Consider the following 22,896-nt stretch of genomic DNA (forward strand, 5'->3'; position numbering starts at 1 on the left):
CAAAAGTACTAAAAAATGCCCTTAAACCCAAATTAATCTTATTTTCGAAGTGTTTGTAATACACTAAGCACCCATCCTTTCCCCCAGTCTTCCATTTGTTCTTCGGTCCATAAAAAAGGGTAAAAAATTCGTTTTTGGAAACGTGGAGGCAAATATTTTTGCCAGTTGGTTCCGCCTGTCGCAGCAACATCAACGGGGTCTTTTTCTAAATATCGCACTGCGGATTTGTAATGCGCCAAAGGCCATTCTACGTTTACATATAAATCTAATTTGCGCAATTCTTCTGCGAGTGCACTTACATCATCGCCTTGCGAAAGTAATTTTTGGTACAAAGCCGAAAAGTTGCTTTGCTCCCGTTCTTTTGCCAAGGCTAAAAATTCTGTAGCATATTTTTTGATGAACTGTTTTAAGGTTAATGTTTGTTTGCCACTTGCCAATTCGGTGGCACCAAACTTCCAATATAAAAACTCAAATTTTTCTTCAATTGTGGCATCTTTTAGTTCTTCTCTTTTGCTTTTATCAACCAGTTGGGTAAAATTGGTTGCATTAATTTCAATCATTCGGTACTGGCCCGATTGAAAACCACTAGCCGGTAATAACGACATGCGGAACTTTAAAAATTGCTCTTTTTCCATGCCGTTTACCATCACTTCAAACGAAGTTGTTAAAGCATTAAAATAGGCGTTAATTCTTTTAATTCTTGCAGTGAAGAACTCAGTAGTTAAATTTTCATGCTCGGCAATTTGTTTACATTCATGCAAGGCCAATTTAAAATACAATTCTGTAATCTGGTGGTACATGATGAAAATCTCTTCATCAGGAAATGGTGTTTTTGGATTTTGTAAACTTAGGAGTGTATCTAAGTGTATATAATCCCAATAGGTTAAAAAGTCGGCGTATAATAAACCATCAAGATACGATGCCATGTCTTGGCCCATCGCTTCATACTTTTCTTGAAGCTTATTGATCTTGTTAATGATATCTGGTGTGAAATCCATGAAATTTTGATTAGTAATGAAACATAAGCTGCAAATTTTATTGCAGCAATAAATGATCTACTAATCAATTAGCTTGGTCTGGAGATAATTAAGCTAATAAAAGAAGCCCATTTCCAAGTTTTGAAACTTTGCTCAAACTTCATTTTCAGTGGTTTTTTAAGTATTGCTGCAAGTTAATAAATCAAAATTAAACAGTGCTAAAGCTAGGTTGACTACTTTCAACTTCATTAATATTTGCTTTTAACTTTTTGTAATTATTCCAAATATTTAAGGAGGCTAACACATAAAACAATAATGTTGGTATGATGAAAAATTTATAGTAGATAAATTGATTATCCATAAACGTCTGAGTAATGCAGCCAATGAGTATGATTATCATCAAAGCTCCTAATATTATATTTCGACTTAAAGGTTGATGAAGCTTTGATGCAATATCTGCTAAATCATCATTTAGTTGTAGATCAAAATTATTTGCAGATGATGTTTCTAAAAACTTCAAATGTTTTAAAATTATTCTTTTATACAAAGCATTTCCAATCGCATCATAAGCATTTATAGAAAGTAATACCAATAAGCTTGTTTTGTTCCAATTAAATCTAAAATCAATCCCGAAAACTTCAGTGATTGCTGCTAATAAAACGATAATAAACGTAATTGAAAATGCAATACAGCTTAACAGTAGAATATAGAAATTGCTCTGCAAATGCATTTCTACTTTTTCATTTTTTTCTCGTCCAATTAGCTCCAAAGAGTTAATTAAATCTATTCTTTCTGTTACGCTAGCCATAAATAAACTTTTAAATCTATTAAGCTTTGACAACTTTCTTTGCGCTTTTATAGAAAGTTGTCAAAGCTCCCCGTGTGTTAATACAACACCCTAAATTTAATTGTATTTTCTATCTTTTTTAGCGATTTAAATAATGTTTTATCATACTCGGCATTAATATCTGTAATGGCATAACCCAAAGTTGCGTTTGTCATTAAAAATTGCCCAACAATGTTGATGTTGTGCTTCGCAAAAATGGTATTAATTTGCGCCATAATACCCGGTACATTTTTATGGATATGAATTAAACGATGAGATTTATCTATCGCAGGCAACTGTAAATTAGGAAAATTGCTGCTCATGTAAGTTGTGCCCTTATTCATAAAATCGATTACCCGTTTAGTAATAAAGGTTGCACTACGTGGATTGCTTTTTGGATCATCAAAAACAACTATGCCCATGTTAGTGCAGGTTTGGAATGAAAATTTATTTTTTGCACTGCCCAAATAACCAATGGTTTTAAGTTTAACAGCACGTTCTAATTTTTCTTGTTCAATTTTTTCGCCATCACCTAGCAAAATCATTCCAACATCAGCCACATATTTTTCTTCAAAAGAAGTTTTATGGCGAATAGAAAACCCGTCTTTTTTAAGCAAGGTAATCGTATCATCAGGTACATCGCCAATTACCAAACATAAAATTCTATTTTTAGGATATGATATCGCCCTTGGCAAATTATTTACATACAAAAACTCATCAAAACTTGGCGTAACATGGTCGGCTTTTGATACAATGCTTTCTCTGGCAATGTTTTCGGTAAAAGCATAGAATTTTTTAATCAAACCACTTTCGCGTAGCTGATAATCTGAATAACCATCGCCAATGCCATAAAGTTCACCTTCTAAAGCCATTTTGCTAATCAGTTTCACCTTTCCACCCTCTTCACTTAACGGATTTTCATGGTCGTAATCTATAATTTTTCCATCGCCTGTGGTTACAAAAGTATTGGCATAAATGTTCTCTTTTTTAATGTGATACTGACTTACCACTGGGGTAATAAATTCTTTAAATCCGCCAGAAACAATTAAAACTTCATCGGCATGTTTTTTAAAAAAAGCAGCGTTGCGAGAAAATGAAGCAGAAACTTTCTTTTTTAATCGCGTAATCAGTTGTTTTAAATGAGCTTCGTTGGCCTCTAATAATTGTACACGTTTAGCTAAACTTTCTGAGAAGGATAATTTTCCTTCCATAGCCAAATTCGTATAATCTTCAATTTTTTTAAAAATAGCTTCCTTATCAGGATGTTTGTTTAACGAGATTCGAGCCAGTTCATCTAAAGCTTCTACCTGAGTAAAGGTGCTGTCGAAATCAATAATGTAGTAGTTTTGCTGTTTCATATTTATTTCAAAGCTATGCACACTTCAGCAATGCTTTGTTTTAAAGGTTTAAATTCAAAATTTATTGCTTTTTTAATTTTTCCGTTGCTGTAATTGCTCAAATTAAAACTACTTCTGGCGGCATCTTTTGTTAACGAAGGTGCTTTGCCTGTAAAAATTGAAGCTAATTTTGCGGCTCGCCAAGCAATGCCTAACATCCAAGGTTTTGCTTCGCTACTTGGTCTTTTAATACCAAAGCCATCAGCTATTGCTGCAAAAAAATCTTTGTAGTGTAAGTTATCTGCCGATAGGGTAAATCTTTCATCGCTAATTTCAGCATTCATTAATAAAATCATTGCTTTGGCAACATCTTCTACGTCAACAATTCCTGTAGCGCCATCGGTATAAAACTTTAAGCCATCTTTTACCAATTTAAAAATTGCGCCACTACCCGTAAAGCCAGCATTTTTGCCAATTATTACTGCCGGATTTACAATTACAGCATTTAATCCTTCGGCTATGCCACGCCAAACTTCCATTTCCCCTTCGTATTTAGAAATGGCATAAGAATGTACGTGTGGATTGTACTCCCAAAAATCTTTTTCAGTAATCTGTTCGCCTTTTTTGGCATCGCCTAAGGCTGCAATTGAACTAACATGTAAAAGCCTAGCGCCATGGTGTACACAGAGGTTTACGATGTTAGAAGTGCCTTCGATGTTAATTTTTATGAGTTTGTTTTTATCTTTCGGATCAAAAGAAATAAAGGCAGCACAATGATAAACTTGCGTTACGCCTTCAAAAGCATCTGCTAAATCTTCGGGCTCATTAATGTCTGCAACAAACCATTCAATTAGCGGATTAGCTACAATTAAATCGGGGATTTTAGAAGTGTCTCTTTTTAAGGCCCTAACCTTTAAATTTTGAGCCGTTAATTGATGAATTAATTCTGCTCCTAAAAATCCCGTAGCACCTGTTACCAATATCATTATATTTTTTTTTAGGTAGTGTCCGCTCAAAAATAGATATTTGAGCCCAAACATTTATATCGCTTTTATGTCTTTATCAGATTTTTTTTCGCCCATTAACTCAGAAAAGTTTAGTCCCAAGCAAGGATTTTTAACTAGTCAGCTAGGTTTAAAGGCTCAATTTTTTACAGATCGTTTTCCAGATTTAGAAGAAAAAACTCACGATATAGCCATTTTTGGAGTAAATGACGATAGAGGCGCAATAAATAACAACGGTTGCGCTTTAGCGGCAGATCATTTTAGAGCGCATTTTTATGCACTAAATGAAGGTGCTTTTACTAGTAAAATTATCGATTTAGGAAATATTAAAGCTGGTAGAGAAATTTCGGACACTTATTTTGCAGTTAAAACAGCTGTTGCAGAATTGGTTAAGCTAAATATTTTACCCATAATTATCGGTGGCGGCCAAGATATTACCTATGCCCAGTACATGGCTTACGAAAATTTAGAGCAAAAAGTAGATTTGGTGGTTATCGATTCTAAGTTCGATTTAGATGAAGATACGGATGAAAGCATAGCCACAACTTCAAATTCTTATTTGAGCAAGGTTTTTTTACATCAGCCAAATTACTTGTTTAATTTTAGCAATGTTGGTTATCAAACTTATTTTGTTAATCAAGATAGTTTAAAAGTGATGGACAAGCTTTATTTTGATGTACACAGATTAGGCGAGTTTATGCATGATATTTCTTTAACTGAGCCTGTTTTGCGCAATGCAAATATGATTAGTTTTGATATGGGAGCCATTCGCTCTGCAGATGCTGGTGCAAATGTAAATGTTGGTCCGAACGGTTTTTACGGCGAAGATGCTTGTAGAATTACCCGTTATGCTGGTATGAATGATAAATTAACCTCTATCGGTTTTTACGAGTTTAATCCAGCTTTTGATAGAAACGGGCAAACTGCCATGCTTTTAGCGCAAATGGTTTGGTATTTTATAGATGGTTTTTACAACCGTAAACAAGATTTTCCACTTACGCCAAAATCTCAATATATCATTTACAGAGCTAGTTTAAAAGATGGTTCTGGCGAAATGAATTTTGTAAAAAGTAAGCGCTCGGATAGATGGTGGATGCAGGTGCCGTATCCATCAGGAATTTCAAAAAACGAAAGGTATCACTTGGTACCTTGCAGATATGAAGATTATAACACCGCAGTAAATGGCGAAATGCCAGATTTGTGGTGGCGAACTTATCAGAAACTTTCTTAATTTTTGAAGCGCAAAACCTGTGCTAAAAACTTAGGTTTGGTCCCGCCAATGCTATAATTTTGGTCTATGGCAGCGCATTTTGTAAGTGATTTGCAACCAAATATTTCCGCGTATGTCGGGGCTAATTAATGTAGGTAATTTGCTTTTTTGCACCAACCGTTGTGCCTAAACCCGATTGCGCCAAATAGCCCCGTGTAAAGTACAAACTTTCAGTTTTTACAGGCGTAAGGGCTATGGGCAAAAGCGGGACTAGCGGTTGTGAGTAGCAGTTACTTGAATTTTCAAATTATAAATTTTACTTTAACTATAAAGCCTTACCTTAATTTTACAATAAAAAACTCTTGTTAAAACACATTTTTTTATATTTGTGTAATTACAATCCCCTAAACCTCAAATATTAACATGAAAAAAATAATTTTATCGGCATTTTGCCTGTTACCATTAGGCTTAATGGCACAAGAACCATTTACCATTAAAGGTGATGTTAAAGCTTTAAAAACAGGTGATAAAGTTTTCCTTTCTTACGTTGAAGGCGGTCAGCGAATAGCAGACTCGGCACTTGTAGCAAATGGAGCTTTTGAATTTAAAGGATCAATAAAAGCTCCTGTAAATGCCTCTTTGTTTTTAAACAAAAACCCTTATGTAAATCGCCCTGCAAAAGGTGAAATATTAGATAGTAAATCATTTTATATTGAGCCTGTAGCTTTTAAGGTTGAAGGAACAGACTCTTTAAAGAACATAAAAATTGTTGGTTCTAAAATAAATGACGAAAGTGCAAAACTTGCTGAATTATTAAAGCCAGTAGATGCTAAAGTTGCAGTTTTAATGAAAGAATACAACACTTACACGGCCGAACAGAAAAAAGATGACGCCTTTATGCAAGTTTTTTATGATAAATATGAAGCTGTAAATAAGGAGAAAAACCCTGTCTATGAGCAGTTTGTAGGTGAAAATCCAAATTCATATATTTCTTTAGTTTCGGTTAGTAGTATGATGGGGGCTGATTTTGACCCGAAAGCTGTTGAGCCGGTTTACATGAAACTTTCTGCTGCAGCTAAGGAATCAGAAAGAGGAAAAAAAATAAAACTTGTTATAGATGGAGTGAAAAAGACTCAGGTAGGTATGCTTGCTGATTTTACTCAAAATGACCCAGAAGGTAAACCCGTTAAACTATCAGATTTTAAAGGTAAATATGTTTTGGTAGATTTTTGGGCAGCATGGTGTGGACCTTGTAGACAAGAAAACCCAAATGTAGTTGTTGCTTATAATAAGTTTAAGGATAAAAATTTCACCATTTTGGGCGTTTCTTTAGATGGCGGTACCACCAGAACAACAAAAGAAATTTGGTTAAAAGCAGTAGCTGATGATAACTTAACTTGGGCACATGTTTCGGACTTAAAAGGATGGGAAAACGAAGTTTCTAAAAATTACGGTGTACAAGGTATTCCATTTAACTTTTTAGTTGATCCAAGTGGTAAAATTGTAGCGAGAAATTTAAGAGGCGAAGAACTGCAAACTAAACTTGCAGAACTTTTAGGTGCTAAATCTAAATAGAGCTAAATAACATAAACAAGAAAGGCTCGAAATTTATCGAGCCTTTCTTGTTATAAATCATCTTCGTCATATCGACGATAGGAGATATCTGTTCTGTAATTCCATTGGTATTTTTAGGCAGATTTCTCCTCGGTGAAGAACCTCGTTCGAAATGACGAACTTAACATTACATCAAATCGAAACCGATATCTTCTCTAAAATATTTTCCATCAAAATAAATTCTGCCCGCATCTGCAGTAGCATGTTGCAAGGCATTAAACTGATCGTCTTGTAAACTTGTAATGGCTAAAACTCTACCGCCATTGGTTTTTACAATGCCTCCTTCTAAATTAGTGCCCGCATGAAAAGCTAAAGAATCTCTTAGGTTTTCGATACCCGAAATTGCTTTACCTTTTTCGTATTCGCCAGGATAACCGCCAGCAACCAACATAATGGTAGCTGCAGTTTTTTTGCTTACTACTAAATTAAAAGTATCTAATTTTTTATCCGCACAAGCGATAAATAACTCTACCAAATCACTCTCCATACGAGGAATAACACTTTCCGTTTCAGGATCGCCCATTCGGCAATTGTATTCAATCACATAAGGTTTATCGCCAACTTTAATCAAGCCGAAAAAGATAAAGCCTGTGTAATCGATGTTGTCTTTTAACAAACCATCAATAGTTGGCTGTATAATTTCATCTTTTACTTGCGCCATAAAAGCTTCATTAGCAAAAGGAACCGGAGAAACAGAACCCATTCCACCAGTATTTAAACCTGTATCGCCTTGCCCAATTCTTTTATAATCTTTCGCTTCTGGTAAAATCACATAGTTTTTACCATCAGTTAATACAAAAACAGAAATCTCAATTCCAGTTAAAAATTCTTCAATTACTACGGTGCTTCCAGCATTGCCAAATTTACCGCCTAACATCAACTTTAATTCTTCTTGAGCTTCAACAACGTTATCTAAAATTAAAACTCCTTTACCAGCAGCTAAACCATCAGCTTTTAAAACTATTGGCGTAGCATGTGTTGATAGATATTCCAATCCTTCTGCTAAATTCTCATTGGTAAAAGATTTGGAAGCTGCAGTTGGAATGCCGTGACGTTCCATAAACTGTTTAGAAAAATCTTTACTTCCTTCTAAAATTGCACCTTCTTTTTTAGGCCCGATAACGGGGATATGCTCTAGCGAAGCATCGTTAGCAAAAAAATCATGAATTCCATTTACCAAAGGTTCTTCTGGACCTACTACTAAAAGCTCGATACCTTCTTTTAATGCAAAAGCTTTTACAGCTTCAAAATCATTCGGGTTAATGTTTACATTTTTGCCATAATTGCCAGTACCAGCATTACCTGGGGCAATAAACAATTTTGAGCATAGCGCAGATTGGCTCATTTTCCAAGCAAAAGCACATTCTCTTCCGCCAGAACCTAACAATAAAATATTCATGTAAGCAAAGATAATAATATGATTACAGCTATGAAGAGGTTTCTGAGATTATTTGGCACAAGAGTTGAAGATGGTGGGTAGAAATCTTTTTAATTGATGCAAATTTCGATATGTAAAAGATTAAAATTAGATTTGCCGCCAGAATGAAGCACATTGTTACTATATCTCTTGTATTTTTTAGCCTAACTCACTTAGCAAAAGCTGAGCAAAGAGTTGATGGCTTAAGAATACTAACCGAACGCTATTGTAATAGGTTAGAGGTTGGTAATGGAGATGTTGTACAGGATGTTACGCAACAAAACGACAACCATAGTCCATTCTTTTTATCTTACAGCGAACTTACTTTAATTGGTATACTGCCAACTTTTAAAGTTGCTGAATATAAAGTTCGTAATCATATTGTAGCCGATTTAACCATTAGGCAAAACGCTAAAAACAATAGTCCTTAATACTATTCCCACCTTTAAAAGTCTTTATGCAAAAGACTATTTCGAGTTAAAATTTAAAATAACTGCCAAGTTGACTTAGCATTAAGCAAAGTTTTGGTATTGCAACTCGACTTAAACTACTGAAATGGGTAAAGTTTCATAATCTGTTAATAATTGGATTTGCAACCTTCAAACATTTCAATTTTAAAACATTACAACATTAAAAACAATTAATAATTTATAAAAACATGTTAGGATTTTTAGCCAAAATATTTGGAAGCAAATCAGAAAGAGATATTAAAGTATTACAACCTTTAGTAACCCAAATTAATGAAGAGTACGCAAAACTTTCATCGCTAAGTAATGATGAATTACGTAATAAAACAGTAGAATTTAAAGCTACAATCGCCGATGCTTTGGCAGATATTGATGCAAAAGTTGCGGAGATTAAGCATAGAGCAGAAAATCAAGAGTTATCTCTTACAGAAAAAACTGCTTTATATGATGAGGTTGATGCTTTAGGTAAGGAGCGTGATACAGAATTAGAAAAAGTATTGTTGCAAATTATGCCGGCTGCATTTGCTACTGTAAAAGAAACTTCTCGCCGTTTAAGCGAAAATGAGCAATTAGAGGTTACTGCAACGCAATTTGATAGAGATTATGCGGCTCGCAAAAGCAATGTTAAAATTGTGGGCGATAAAGCTTATTGGGCAAATAAATGGGATGCATCGGGAACTGAAGTTGTATGGAACATGGTTCATTACGATGTGCAGTTAATTGGTGGTATGGTTTTAAACAGCGGTAAAATTGCCGAGATGGCTACTGGCGAGGGTAAAACCTTGGTAAGTACATTACCTGCATATTTAAATGCTTTAGCTGGCCAAGGTGTACACATTGTAACCGTAAATGATTATTTAGCTCGTAGAGATAGTGAGTGGAATGGCCCTTTATTTGAGTTTCATGGTTTACGTGTAGATTGTATTGATAAACACGAACCAAACTCACAAGAACGTAGAAACGCTTATTTAGCCGATATCACTTACGGTACTAATAATGAATTTGGTTTCGATTACTTGCGTGATAACATGTCGCAAACGCCAGATCAATTGGTGCAACGCAAACTGCATTTTGCAATGGTAGATGAGGTCGATTCAGTTTTAATTGATGATGCTCGTACACCATTAATTATTTCTGGTCCAGTTCCTTTTGGCGATCAACATGAGTTTCATGAGTTAAAACCTCGTATAGAGCGTTTGGTAAATGCACAAAAAGCTTATGTTTCATCGGCATTAAATGAAGCAAAAAAATTAATAAACGGTGGTAACGCTGGTACCGAAGAAGGTGATGGCGGTTTGGCATTATTACGTGCTCACCGTGGTTTGCCAAAAAACAAAGCATTAATTAAGTTTTTGAGCGAAGGTAGTGTAAGACAAACCTTGTTAAAAACCGAAAATCATTATATGGCAGAGCAATCTAAGAATATGCCTAAGGTAGATTCTGAATTGTTTTTTCACATTGACGAAAAAAATAACCAAGTTGAATTAACAGAAAAAGGAATTGAGTTAATTACCCAACAGGGTGAAGATCAAAGTTTCTTTGTATTGCCAGATGTAGGTACATTAATCGCTGAAATTGAAAAATCTAATTTAACTAGCGAAGAAAAAATTGCGCAAAAAGATGCCTTGATGCGTGATTATTCTGTAAAAGCAGAACGTATTCACTCAGTAAACCAATTGTTAAAAGCTTATACTTTGTTCGAAATTGATGTAGAATATATCATCGATGAAGGAAAGATTAAAATTGTAGATGAGCAAACGGGCCGTATTATGGATGGCCGCCGTTATTCTGATGGTTTACACCAAGCAATTGAGGCAAAAGAAAATGTGAAAGTAGAAGATGCTTCGCAAACTTATGCAACAGTTACTTTGCAGAACTTTTTCCGTATGTACCACAAACTTTGCGGTATGACGGGTACGGCAACTACCGAGGCTGGCGAGTTTTGGTCTATCTATAAATTAGACGTAGTAGAAATACCAACCAACCGTGTAATGGCTCGTAAAGATGAGCAGGATTATGTGTACCGCACCATTCGCGAAAAATACAATGCAGTGGCCGAAGAAATTGTAACCTTAACACAAGCTGGTCGCCCAGTTTTGGTAGGTACAACATCTGTTGAGATTTCTGAATTGCTAAGTCGTATGTTAAAATTACGTGGCATTAAGCACAATGTTTTAAACGCAAAAATGCACCAAAGAGAGGCAGATATTGTTGCTGAAGCTGGTCAGGCTGGTCAAGTAACTATAGCAACCAACATGGCTGGTCGTGGTACAGATATTAAATTAGGCCCAGGTGTTAAAGATGCTGGTGGTTTAGCAATTGTTGGTACCGAGCGTCATGAGTCTCGTCGTGTTGATAGACAGTTACGTGGTCGTGCTGGTCGTCAAGGTGATCCAGGTACTTCACAGTTCTTTGTTTCGTTAGAAGATAACTTGATGCGTTTATTCGGATCAGAGCGTATCTCTAACATCATGGTTAAAATGGGTATCGAAGATGGTGAGGTTATTCAACATTCGATGATTACCAATTCTATAGAGCGTGCTCAAAAGAAAGTTGAAGAGAATAACTTCGGTGTTCGTAAACGTTTGTTAGAGTATGATGATGTAATGAACTCGCAACGTACAGTTATTTATGCTAAACGTAAAAATGCTTTGTTTGGCGAACGTTTAGATGTTGATATGAACAACATGGTGTTTGATGTTGCCGAAGATATCGTAACCGAATACAAAGAAGAAGGTAATTACGAAGGCTTTAAATTAGAGGTGATCAAAAACTTCTCATCAGATACTGCCATTACAGAACAAGAATTTGGCGCTAAAAATATCCATACATTAACAGATATTTTATTTGAAGAAGTGACTTCATTTTATGCCCGTAAATCTGAAGCGATTATTAATCAATCGATGCAGGTTTTGAAACAAGTTTACGAAGAACGCGGTGAGCAAATTGAACAAGTGGTAGTTCCATTTACTGATGGAATGAGACATATTCAAGTTCCTGTTAATTTGAAAAAGGCAATCGAAAATAACGGTCGTGAAGTGACGAAAGCTTTCGAAAAAACTATTATTCTTGCTTTAATTGATGACAGTTGGAAAGAGCATTTACGTGAAATGGACGAGTTAAAACAGTCTGTACAAAATGCGGTTTACGAGCAAAAAGATCCATTAATTATTTACAAAATGGAAGCTTTTAATCTATTTAAAACCATGCTAAATGTGGTAAATAAAGAGGTGGTAAGTTTCTTGTATAAAGGTGGCATTCCTGTTCAGCAAGATGCTGATGATGTAAGAGAAGCACAAGCGCCTAAACGCCAGCCTAAATTGCAAACTACCAAACAAGAGTTTGGCCAAGCAACTGGTGGCGATGTGCCAATTGAAGACACCAGAGAATTAGCGCCACAACAGCCAATTCGTAAAGAAGCAACTGTTGGTCGTAATGAGCCTTGCCCTTGTGGTAGCGGCAAAAAATATAAAAATTGCCATGGTGTAAATGGATAAATTTTAAGTATTACATTTAAATAACCTTAGTGAAAGCTAGGGTTATTTTGTTTACGATTGACAGTTCATATTAAAAGGTCAATTTATTTTATATAGATTAAATCCGTATATTCGTTATCGAGAGCATATAGATCAGTAATCAGGGTCTAGAAATAATTAAGATGTATGGAAACGTTAACAATCAACATACCAGACGATAAAAGTTCGATAGTAAAACAAATTCTTAAAGAATTGGGAGTTACCATTCTAAATAATGAATTAACGAAGCGTAAACCTTCAGAATTTGCTGGAATTATTTCAAAAGAAAAAGCACAGGAACTTTTAAAAGATATTGACAAAGATCGTAAGGAATGGGAGCGAAATATTTAATAGATTCTAATGTGCTTATCGAGTATATAGGCTTACTCTTACCTCCAATTCCTCATTCTAAATTAAGTTCAATTATTGATGATGAATATAATATTTCATTCATAAATAAAATAGAGGTTTTAGGACATTCATCCTCTAATGAAGAGATAGCAGCATTTATTAACGCAGCAAATATTTATAACATTAATTTAAAAATAATTGATGAAACTATTAGGCTAAGGAAACATTTAAAGATTAAACTTCCTGATGCAATTATTGCCGCTACTGCAACTACAAATAACTTAATATTAATTACAAGAAATATTAACGATTTTAAGTCAATTGATAATTTGATTGTTCAAAATCCTTACAGTTGGAATATTGAAGAGTAAAAGCTATAATTTGTTTTAACGACCAATTATGCCGAATTTCGCAAAAAGTTCGGCATTCTTTTTTTACACCTTGTTAGTCGTTGCAAGGCTATTCAAAAAAGGCACGACTTCAATTATTCAGATTTGATATGATGAAAATATATCTCTTATTCGTTTTTTTAATTTGCGTAAATCAATCTTTTGCGCAAACAAGAGGCGTAGTAACAGAAATCAAAGATCCTTTAATAGATAGTTTAATCGCAAAGCGGATTCAATTAAATACGGTAAAGCCAACAACTACAAATCCAGTTAGTAAAACAATTTTTAACGGAATGGGCTATCGGGTTCAAATTTTTTACGGTTCAGATCGTAGAGTAGCTTTTAGCGAACAAACAAGGTTTCAGACATTATATCCTAGCATTAGAACCTACATTACTTACAAAGAACCTAATTATTATTTAAAAGTGGGCGATTTTAGAACACGCATGGAAGCTCAAGCATTTTTAAATGAATTGAGAGGTACTTTTCCAACCTTGTTTATCTTTAGAGAAAAAATAAATGCACCAATTTTAGACTAGCAGATTCTAAGCTGATTAATTATTGAAACCGTTTAATCGGTTGACCAACAATATTATCAACTTGATTAACATTGAAACTTTATACCCTTTAAACCTTGCAACAACTACAGACAATGAAACAGAAAATACAAGATTTAGCCGCTCAGATTTTTAATGAAGTTGTCGGTTTTCGTCAACATTTGCACGCAAATCCCGAATTATCTTTTAAAGAGTTCCAAACTTCAGCTTTTGTAAAGGAGAAACTAACAAAATGGGGTATAGTATTTGTTGAGATGGCAAATACTGGAGTTGTTGGTTTAATTAAAGGGGCTTTACCATCAGATCAGGTTATCGCTTTGCGTGGTGATATGGATGCGCTGCCCATTCTTGAAGCAAACGACAAGCCTTACAAATCTAAAAACCCAGGTGTAATGCATGCTTGCGGACATGATGTACATACTTCTTCGCTTTTAGGCTCAGCTTATATTTTAAATCAACTTAAAAATGAATTTGCTGGAACCATCAAATTGGTTTTTCAACCAGCAGAAGAGATTTTACCTGGTGGAGCAAGCATCATGATTAAAGAGGGAGTATTAGAAAATCCTAAACCTCATGCCATGATTGGCCAACACGTAATGCCATTGATAGAATCTGGTAAAGTTGGTTTTCGTTCAGGAATTTACATGGCATCAACCGATGAATTATATGTTACCGTAACAGGAAAAGGAGGGCATGGTGCTCAACCACATCAAAATATCGATCCAGTTTTGATCACTGCTCATATCATTGTCGCTTTGCAGCAAATTGTTAGTCGCAATGCTGATCCTCGTTTACCTTCAGTACTTTCTTTCGGAAAAGTAATTGCAAATGGAGCAACAAATGTTATTCCGAATGAGGTAAAATTAGAAGGTACTTTTAGAACGTTGAATGAAGATTGGAGAAAACAAGCGCATTCGTTAATGAAAAAAATGGCTGAAGGTATAGCCGAAAGTATGGGCGGTAGCTGTAATTTCGATATTCATCACGGTTATCCTTTTTTAATTAATGAAGAAAAAGTAACAGCAAATGCCCGACAATTCGCAGAAGACTATTTAGGTGCAGCCAACGTTTTGGATTTAGATATTTGGATGGCAGCAGAAGATTTTGCTTATTACTCACAAGTAACAGATGCTTGTTTTTACCGTTTAGGAACGGGTAATGTAGCTAAAGACACCATGCACTCGGTACATACGCCAAATTTCGACATTGATGAAGATGCGTTAAAAACATCAACAGGTTTGATGGCTTATATTGCATTAAAGCAACTCGGCAATTAAAAAATAGATCTGAAATTGGCATCAATTTTTACAGGTACACATCATCCAATATAATTAGGGCAAGGTATTTGCAATCAACATATTAATGAAAAAAATAATCTTCCTACTTGCATTAACATTTACAATTTTTAAGGCCAATAGCCAAGAAATTCAACGTTTTAATCCAGACACAATAAAAACAATACAGTTAGATTCTGTTGTTAAAATTACCGCTCAAAAATTCGGGATAGAAACATTTATCAATGCTATTATAAACGATACGAGTTTTTATGAAGCTTTTCGCAACATGAAAAAGTACACATTCATTGCTGAAAATCGCATTTTTTCTTACGATAAAAATAACAAAGTTGATGGAAAGGTTTACCGTAAAATTAGGCACAACAACGATGGGCCATATAAAATGGAATATCTGGTAAAAGAAAATAGCGGGAATTTGTATAAAAAGAATGGCAAGTACCAGCTCTACACTATTGAGATGTTCGATTATATTTTTATGAATGCCTATAATACCGATTTTGTACCAAATGCTCCAGCAAGCGATGGCAAAGGCGGCACAAATGAAAGTTATAAGGATAAGTTAAAGACATTGATATTTAATCCCGGTAGGCCAATTAAAGGCTTACCATTTATTGGCAATAAAACAGAAATTTTTACGGCCAATATGCGCCAATATTATGATTATTCATTTTATAGTGCTACGTATTTAGATTCAATTCCTGTTTATAGATTTAAAGTTTCGGTAAAACCAGATTTAAGCAATTGGACGAAGGATGGCTTGATGATTAAAGAATTGGTAACCATATTCGACAAAAGAACTTTCGAAATTTTAGGTAGATATGTTGACATGAAATACAGCAACATGTTGTTCGATTTTGATGTGCAAATGAATATTGAAATGAGTTATTTTAATGAGGTGAAATTGCCAACTAAAATCACCTATCAAGGAAATTGGGATTATCCATTAAAAAAGGAAGAACGAGCAAGCTTTTTAGTAGTACACAAAGATTACAGGCTGGGTAAAGGGAAATAAAAGATCATTATCTTTATCATTTAATCAAGTCAAAAATTATGCAGTTAAGTTCATTTAAAATAAAACTTAATAATTAAATTGTTATTTCAACCAAAAATTTAAAAGGTTGCGAAGTAATCTCAAAACATCATCAGAGAGGCGATAAGAGATTAACCGATTTTAGCTTCGATTTTCAAGATTTAGACTTTAAAACAACCAAATAAAAGATGAAAGCAAATACGAAATCAATTACCCTAATTGCTGCATTAGCAATTTTTATTTTAAGCATGGCGATGAAACCAAAACCTAAAAAAGTAATTTTCTTTGGCGATTCGATTACGCAAATGGGCGTTTGGAAAAACGGTTATATCGATGTATTAAAGAAATCACTTGATACCACAAAGTTTGAATTAATTGGAGCAGGCATTGGAGGTAATAAAGTTTATGATCTTTACCTTAGAATGGAAGATGATGTATTGAACAAAAAACCAAACTTAGTTTTTATTTATGTTGGTATAAACGATGTTTGGCATAAGTTGGGTGCTAAAACGGGTACGGATTACGATAAATATTTAAAGTTTTATCAGGCATTAATTAACAAAATACAAGCCAACGGTAGTAAAGTAGTTTTGTGTACCCCAACTGTAATTGGCGAAAAGAAAAACAATGTGAACGAAGTTGATGCAGACTTAAACAAATATGCTGAAGGTGTTAGAGGTTTAGCTGCAAAAAATAATCTTCCGCTTTGCGATTTAAGAAAAGCATTTGTAGATTATGAAAATGCTAATAATACTGAAGATAAAGAAAAAGGCATTTTAACAACCGATAGAGTTCATTTAAATGATGTGGGTAACAAGTTGGTAGCAGATACGATGTTGCCATTTGTGAAAACCCCCTAACCCCCTAAAGGGGGAACTGATTTAGTAGATTACAATAAACGATAGAAAGGAAAAGCCCCTTTAGGGGTTTGGGGTTATGATTACAGGAGAAACGATAGAGAAAATTAAGGAGACTGCACGGATAGAAGAGGTGGTAGGCGATTTTGTGCATTTAAAAAAACGTGGTTCTAGCTTAATTGGTAACTGTCCGTTTCATGGCGAAAAAACTCCTTCTTTTCACGTATCGGTAAGTAAAGGAATTTACAAATGTTTTGGTTGCGGCGTTGCCGGAGATTCGGTTCGCTTTGTAATGGAGCACGAGAAATACTCTTATCCCGAAGCACTAAAGTTTCTTGCCAACAAATACAATATCGAGGTCGAAGAAACGGTTGAAACCGTTCAGGATCTTGAAGCTCAAAATACCCGAGAAAGCTTATACATTGTATCTCAATTTGCAGCAAATTTTTTCGAAGACCAAATGTGGAATAGCCCCGAAGGCAAAACCATAGGTTTAAGTTATTTTAAAGAGCGAGGTTTTAGAGAAGATATTCTCAAAAAGTTTAATTTGGGTTATTCGCCCGATGTTTGGGATGCGCTAACGCAAGATGCCATTAAAAATAAACATGCTGAAGAATATCTAGAAAAAACAGGTTTAGCCATCAGAAATGATAAAGGCAAGCTTTACGATCGCTTTCGTGGTCGTGTAATGTTTCCTATTCATAACTTTACTGGTAGGGTTATTGGTTTTGGCGGCAGAACATTAAAAACAGATAAAAATGTTCCGAAATATGTAAACTCGCCAGAAAGTGAAATTTACCATAAATCTAACGTTTTATATGGCTTGTTTCATGCAAAAAAGGCCATTAGAGATCAGGATAATTGTTATTTGGTAGAAGGTTATGCCGATGTGCTTTCGGTGCACCAAGCCAATATCGAAAATGTAGTTGCTTCATCAGGAACATCTTTAACCATTGAGCAAATTCGATTAATTAGTCGTTTTACGCAAAATGTAACCATACTTTACGATGGTGATGCCGCTGGTATTAAAGCATCATTACGTGGTTTGGATATGATTTTGGAAGAAGGATTGAACGTAAAAGTTGTTTCCTTCCCGGCAGGAGACGACCCAGACTCATACATGCACAAAGTTGGTGCTGGTGCATTTAAAACTTATATTGAAGACAACCGAAAAGATTTTATACTCTACAAAGCCAATATTCTTTTAGCCGATGCAGGCAACGACCCGATTAAAAGAGCAGGCATTATTAGGGATATTGTAGAGAGTATTGCCAAAATCCCCGACAACATAAAAGCTTCGGTTTTTATAAGAGAATGTAGCAGTTTATTACAAATCGAAGAACGTATTTTGCTTACCGAGCTCAATACGATGCGTGCTGCCAAGCTAAAAAAGGCAAATAACACACAAAGTAAGCAACAAGCACAATATCAGGATATGCCACCTGATAATTTGTTTGATGATGATGCAACATCGACCCCACTAACGGCTACAGAAAACGTTATTTCAAATGATGATTTACAGGAACACGAAATTGTACGTTTGCTGCTATTTTTTGGCCATGAATTGGTAAGTTGGGATAAAATAGATAACATGTACATCGGTTCGTTTATTATTCAAAATTTAACCGATGTAACTTTCGAAAATCCAATTTGCAAACGCATAATTGATCATTACCGAATAGAAATTGAAAACGGACAATTGCCAACAGCTAATCAGTTTATAAAAAGCGATGATAGGGCAATTGCCGATTTAGCAATTACTTTATCCACCTCGCCATATACCTTAAGCGAAAACTGGTACAATAAACATAATATTTACGTTAGAGATGAAACCGTAAATTTAAAAGCCACAATTTTAGGTGGTTTGTATCATTTAAAAAAGCGTAAGGTAGATCGCATTTTGTTAGATTTATTAAAAGAAATTAAAACAGAAACTGATGAAACCAATCATACAATTTTAATGCAGCGTTATGTTTTTATTAAAAATGTAGAAAGAGAAATCTCCAAATTTTTAGGTTCTGTAATTGTAAAATAAGGACTGAATTATAGAATTAGTGAATAAACCATGTTCTGAAGCTATAAATTATTCATTCATTCAAAATTCACTCATTTAATAATTTTAAGTAATGGCTCAACACAACGATTTAGGTTTTAAAGGTGAAGCAATTGCAAAAGTTTATTTGGAGAAATTAGGCTATGAGATTTTAGATGAAAATTGGGTGCATGGCAAAGCCGAAATAGATTTAATTGCTTATCAGGATAAAAAAATCATCTTTGTTGAGGTTAAAACCAGAACATCCATCGCCTTTGGCTTACCAGAAGATTTTGTAAGCAACGCCAAACAAAAACAAATGGATTTAGCTGCAAACGAATATATCGAAATTATGAATCATCAAGGCGAAATCAGATTTGACATTATTTCGGTACTTTTTGATAAACAGAATAATTATACAATAAAACACATAGAAGATGCATTTTGGCCCTCATAAAAAATCTTTTTTTTCCCTCTGGAGAAACATTACTTGCTTAGTTTGTTTAATTGTGTTATTAGCAGCTTGTAATGATGAACGAACAATCATTAATTTCAGTTCCCCTAGTCAAGGAGATAATATTAATTTAGGAGATAATATTAAACTTAAATTAGATCTTACAGCAAATGTAAAGTTAGATTCAGTAGCTTATTTTGTGGATGGAAAGATGATAGCCAAAAGTACATCAACCGATTCTGTATTGCTTAAAACTGCAAATTTACCACTTGGTTATAGAATGGTAACCGCTATAGTAACACAGGGTGATGTTAAGGATACCATTAATACAAATATCGTTTTAACCACCAAAAGAACGCCAACAAAATTGAAGTATAAGGTTGTTCAAACTTTTCCGCACGATACCTCTGCTTATACACAAGGTTTAAGTTATGTTGATGGCAAGTTGTTAGAAAGTACAGGAGAAAATGGAAGTTCACAACTGAGGTATGTTGATATAAGATCTGGAAATGTATTACAAAAAACTGATTTAGACGCTCAATACTTTGGTGAAGGATCTGTGAAAATTGGCAACAAAATTATCATGTTAACTTGGCGAGAAAATTTAGGTTTTGTGTTTGATGCTAAAACTTTTAAGCAGATAGGAACATTCCCTTATCAGCAAAGTAGAGAGGGTTGGGGTTTAAGTTTCGATGGCAAAAACATTTTGCGCTCTGATGGTACAAACCGTATTTGGTTGATGAACGCAAACAATTATCAAGAAGAAGGTTATATAGAAGTTTATAACCAGAATGGCACAGTAGAAAGTTTAAATGAATTAGAATACATTAATGGTAAAATATATGCAAATGTCTATTTAACCAACAAAATTGTCATCATAAACCCCAAAAATGGAGAGGTTGAAGCTGAAATTGATTTGACTGAACTCGTGCCCAAAAACTTCTTCAAAACATCAAATGATGCTCAAAACAATGTGCTTAATGGAATTGCTTGGGATGCAAATGGTAAAAGGCTTTTTGTAACTGGTAAAAAATGGCCAAAGCTCTATCAAATAGAAATAGCCCAATAAATTAATATCGAGCTATTTAATAATCTCGCTGTAATTCTGTTTTATTTTGCCGCACTAGCTTTTTTAGCCTCTTTTAAGTAACCATTAAAAGTAATAGATTGCTTGTTCATGCTAACAACACTTAAAGTAGCGTATCCGCCCTCAGAAATACTTAAGTTCATCCTCACATTTTCTTTTACATCTTTGGTTTGTATAGCAATATTCCAACCTTTTTTTCTCCCTTTTTTGGTTTCATAAGTAAATTTAGTGCTGGTAAATTTGTAACCGCTTTCATCATTACTGCCTCCGTAGGGTGTTCCATTAAACGCTCTTCCATAAAAAGGTAAATAAGAAATTACGCTATCTGGTGTTATCCTTAAATCGTAATTATCAGCATTAAGATTAATTGTTCCGCCAGTTGGTGGACCACTCATCCTATTTAAAACTTTGCTTACCTCAGTTACATTTAGCGGAAGAGCAGATGTTGCAACAAAAATGAAATTCTTTTCATCTACAATTTTTGTGGTTGTTGCTTTATCTGTTTGGGCATTTGAATTAAAAGCTAGCAAACACAAAGCTGCAAATCCTAAATTTTTTATCTTGTTCATAATCATTGTATTATAAATTAATAACAGTAAACTCTTTTATAAGTTTAAATAAAACGCTTACTCACACTAATGATTATCAAATCAATCAAAATCCATAACTGAAGCAGAAATAAATATTGTGAATCAATTTTTGTTGAAAAAAGATTTTAAGCAATAACACGGCTACAAATTATCTCAACAAATGAACCAATGACGAATGAACCAATATTATCTCCAGTTTTTATACAAATTAATCAATCCATTTGTAGATGAATCATGTGTGGTTACTTCAGCATCATCCTTCAATTCTGGCTGAATTTTTTGAGCCAATTGTTTACCTAATTCAACTCCCCATTGATCGAAACTAAAAATGTTCCAGATTACACCCTGTACAAAAATTTTATGCTCGTAAAGTGCAATTAAGCTGCCTAAAGTATAAGGCGTAACCTTTTTTAATAAAATTGAATTTGTTGGTCTGTTACCATCAAAAACTTTAAATGGCGCTAACTCTTTAATTTCACTTTCAGACTTTCCAGCTTTTTTTAATTCCGCAACTACTTCTTCTTCGCTTTTACCGTTCATTAAAGCCTCAGTTTGTGCAAAAAAGTTAGATAAAAGTATTGGATGATGATCGCCAATTGGGTTTAAGCTTTGAGCAGGAGCAATAAAATCGCAAGGAATTAATTTAGTGCCTTGGTGTATCAATTGATAAAAAGCATGTTGCCCATTGGTACCTGGCTCGCCCCAAATTACAGGTCCGGTTTCATAATCAACATTGTTGCCATTTCTATCTACATGTTTACCGTTACTTTCCATATCGCCTTGCTGAAAATATGCCGCAAAGCGATGTAAATATTGGTCGTAAGGTAAAATAGCCTGCGTTTCTGCACCGTGGAAATTAATATACCAAATGCCTAATAATCCTAAAATTACAGGAATGTTTTTCTCAAACTCAGCATTTTTAAAATGCTCATCGCTTGCATGTGCCCCAGCTAAAAGTTGTTTAAAGTTATCAAATCCAATTCCTAATGAGATAGATAAACCAATCGCACTCCATAAAGAATAACGACCGCCAACCCAATCCCAAAACTCGAACATGTTTTCCGTATCAATGCCAAATTCTGCTACATCTTTAGCGTTAGTAGATAAGGCAGCGAAGTGTTTAGCAATGTCTTCTTTTTTTGCACCGCTCTTTAAAAACCATTCTCTAGCACTGTAGGCGTTGGTCATGGTTTCTTGCGTAGTAAAAGTTTTAGAAGCTACTAAAAACAAGGTAGTTTCTGGGTTAACCTCTTTCAACGTTTCTGCCAAATGCGTACCATCAATATTAGAAACAAAATGTAAGTTTAGTCTGGTTTTATAAGCCTTTAAGGCTTCGGTTACCATAACGGGGCCTAAATCAGAACCTCCAATACCAATATTTACAATATCTGTAATTGCTTTGCCGGTGTAACCTTTCCAATCTTCAGAAATGATTGAATTGCTAAATTTCTCCATTTTAGCCAAAACAGCATTTACATCAGGCATAACATCTTTACCATCAACCAAAATTTGCGTGTTACTTTGGTTACGCAGGGCGATGTGTAAAACTGGCCTATCTTCTGTCTGGTTAATTTTATCGCCATTGTACATCGCTTTTATTGCCTCATCTAATTTGCATTCTTTTGCCAATTGTACAAGCAAAGCAAGCGTAGTGTCATCAATTCTATTTTTAGAAAAATCAACTAAAATTTCATCAAATAAAATGGAGAATTTTTTAAAACGTTCCCCATCTTGAGCAAATAAATGCTTAATGTCTGTTTCACTAATTGCTATAAAATGATCTGTAAGGTATTTATACGCAGCTGTTTCGGTAAAATTAATTTTTGGAAGCATAATTGTTTATTTATATTGTAAAAATACGAATAACAAATAAACTTAAACCACATA

Annotated in this window: 20 protein-coding genes; 13 read left to right on the top strand and 7 right to left on the bottom strand. The window is 34.5% G+C overall.

The features are described 5' to 3' along the window. Positions 1–38: 38 nt before the first annotated feature. From FA045_RS02165 to FA045_RS02180, 4 genes are all read right to left on the bottom strand, one after another. Positions 39–998: a tryptophan 2,3-dioxygenase family protein gene (locus FA045_RS02165; protein ID WP_136873969.1), complete on the bottom strand. Its 960-nt coding sequence runs from the start codon at positions 996–998 to the stop codon at positions 39–41. A gap of 187 nt (positions 999–1,185) precedes the next feature. Next, positions 1,186–1,785 carry a hypothetical protein gene (locus FA045_RS02170; protein ID WP_136873971.1) on the bottom strand — a complete coding sequence of 200 codons (600 nt, stop codon included), beginning with the start codon at positions 1,783–1,785 and terminating at the stop codon, positions 1,186–1,188. A 77-nt stretch (positions 1,786–1,862) separates the two neighbouring features. After that, positions 1,863–3,161 carry an HAD-IB family phosphatase gene (locus FA045_RS02175; protein ID WP_136873973.1) on the bottom strand — a complete coding sequence of 433 codons (1,299 nt, stop codon included), beginning with the start codon at positions 3,159–3,161 and terminating at the stop codon, positions 1,863–1,865. A 2-nt stretch (positions 3,162–3,163) separates the two neighbouring features. After that, on the bottom strand, positions 3,164–4,126 hold the full coding sequence (locus FA045_RS02180; RefSeq protein WP_136873975.1) for an NAD-dependent epimerase/dehydratase family protein: 963 nt from the start codon (positions 4,124–4,126) through the stop codon (positions 3,164–3,166). 67 nt (positions 4,127–4,193) lie between these two features. On the opposite strand from FA045_RS02180, the gene FA045_RS02185 reads away from it, so the two are divergent. Next, the gene (locus FA045_RS02185) at positions 4,194–5,375 is read left to right on the top strand and encodes a formimidoylglutamase (RefSeq protein WP_136873977.1); all 1,182 of its coding nucleotides are present in this window, start codon (positions 4,194–4,196) and stop codon (positions 5,373–5,375) included. Between the two features lie 402 nt (positions 5,376–5,777). Continuing rightward, entirely contained in the window at positions 5,778–6,929 is a 1,152-nt protein-coding gene (locus FA045_RS02190; RefSeq protein WP_136873979.1) for a TlpA disulfide reductase family protein, read from the top strand. Positions 6,930–7,095: 166 nt separating this feature from the next. Here the strand turns inward: FA045_RS02190 and purD are convergent, their stop codons facing one another. Next, entirely contained in the window at positions 7,096–8,367 is a 1,272-nt protein-coding gene (gene purD, locus FA045_RS02195; RefSeq protein WP_136873981.1) for a phosphoribosylamine--glycine ligase, read from the bottom strand. 143 nt (positions 8,368–8,510) lie between these two features. On the opposite strand from purD, the gene FA045_RS02200 reads away from it, so the two are divergent. From FA045_RS02200 to FA045_RS02250, 11 genes are all read left to right on the top strand, one after another. Further along, the gene (locus tag FA045_RS02200) at positions 8,511–8,816 is read left to right on the top strand and encodes a hypothetical protein (protein WP_136873983.1); all 306 of its coding nucleotides are present in this window, start codon (positions 8,511–8,513) and stop codon (positions 8,814–8,816) included. A 227-nt stretch (positions 8,817–9,043) separates the two neighbouring features. Then, positions 9,044–12,349, top strand: coding sequence for a preprotein translocase subunit SecA (gene secA, locus FA045_RS02205; RefSeq protein ID WP_136873985.1), 3,306 nt, complete (start codon positions 9,044–9,046; stop codon positions 12,347–12,349). A 165-nt stretch (positions 12,350–12,514) separates the two neighbouring features. Further along, the gene (locus FA045_RS02210; RefSeq protein ID WP_136873987.1) at positions 12,515–12,718 is read left to right on the top strand and encodes a hypothetical protein; all 204 of its coding nucleotides are present in this window, start codon (positions 12,515–12,517) and stop codon (positions 12,716–12,718) included. Then, positions 12,700–13,089 carry a type II toxin-antitoxin system VapC family toxin gene (locus tag FA045_RS02215; RefSeq protein ID WP_136873989.1) on the top strand — a complete coding sequence of 130 codons (390 nt, stop codon included), beginning with the start codon at positions 12,700–12,702 and terminating at the stop codon, positions 13,087–13,089. The genes FA045_RS02210 and FA045_RS02215 overlap by 19 nt, the downstream gene beginning before the upstream one ends. Positions 13,090–13,217: 128 nt before the next feature. Next, positions 13,218–13,646, top strand: a complete 429-nt coding sequence (locus FA045_RS02220) for an SPOR domain-containing protein (RefSeq protein ID WP_136873991.1) — start codon at positions 13,218–13,220, stop codon at positions 13,644–13,646. A gap of 113 nt (positions 13,647–13,759) precedes the next feature. Continuing rightward, positions 13,760–14,941 (top strand): M20 metallopeptidase family protein, encoded by a 1,182-nt coding sequence (locus FA045_RS02225; RefSeq protein ID WP_136873993.1) that lies wholly within the window; start codon positions 13,760–13,762, stop codon positions 14,939–14,941. Between the two features lie 85 nt (positions 14,942–15,026). Then, a complete protein-coding gene (locus tag FA045_RS02230) occupies positions 15,027–15,971 on the top strand; it encodes a hypothetical protein (protein ID WP_136873995.1) in 945 nt (314 codons plus the stop codon). Between the two features lie 206 nt (positions 15,972–16,177). Further along, positions 16,178–16,849: an SGNH/GDSL hydrolase family protein gene (locus tag FA045_RS02235; protein WP_136873997.1), complete on the top strand. Its 672-nt coding sequence runs from the start codon at positions 16,178–16,180 to the stop codon at positions 16,847–16,849. Positions 16,850–16,925: 76 nt separating this feature from the next. Beyond that, a complete protein-coding gene (gene dnaG / locus FA045_RS02240) occupies positions 16,926–18,881 on the top strand; it encodes a DNA primase (RefSeq protein ID WP_136873999.1) in 1,956 nt (651 codons plus the stop codon). A 91-nt stretch (positions 18,882–18,972) separates the two neighbouring features. Further along, positions 18,973–19,335 carry a YraN family protein gene (locus tag FA045_RS02245; RefSeq protein WP_136874001.1) on the top strand — a complete coding sequence of 121 codons (363 nt, stop codon included), beginning with the start codon at positions 18,973–18,975 and terminating at the stop codon, positions 19,333–19,335. A 52-nt stretch (positions 19,336–19,387) separates the two neighbouring features. Next, positions 19,388–20,401, top strand: coding sequence for a glutaminyl-peptide cyclotransferase (locus tag FA045_RS02250; RefSeq protein ID WP_225871241.1), 1,014 nt, complete (start codon positions 19,388–19,390; stop codon positions 20,399–20,401). 41 nt (positions 20,402–20,442) lie between these two features. On the opposite strand, the gene FA045_RS02255 is transcribed toward FA045_RS02250, so the two are convergent. Next, positions 20,443–20,988 carry a DUF4251 domain-containing protein gene (locus FA045_RS02255; protein ID WP_136874005.1) on the bottom strand — a complete coding sequence of 182 codons (546 nt, stop codon included), beginning with the start codon at positions 20,986–20,988 and terminating at the stop codon, positions 20,443–20,445. Positions 20,989–21,195: 207 nt separating this feature from the next. After that, a complete protein-coding gene (gene pgi / locus FA045_RS02260) occupies positions 21,196–22,842 on the bottom strand; it encodes a glucose-6-phosphate isomerase (RefSeq protein WP_136874007.1) in 1,647 nt (548 codons plus the stop codon). Positions 22,843–22,896 lie beyond the last annotated feature (54 nt).

This window comes from Pedobacter cryotolerans (assembly GCF_005116475.1).
GTDB lineage: Bacteria > Bacteroidota > Bacteroidia > Sphingobacteriales > Sphingobacteriaceae > Pedobacter > Pedobacter cryotolerans.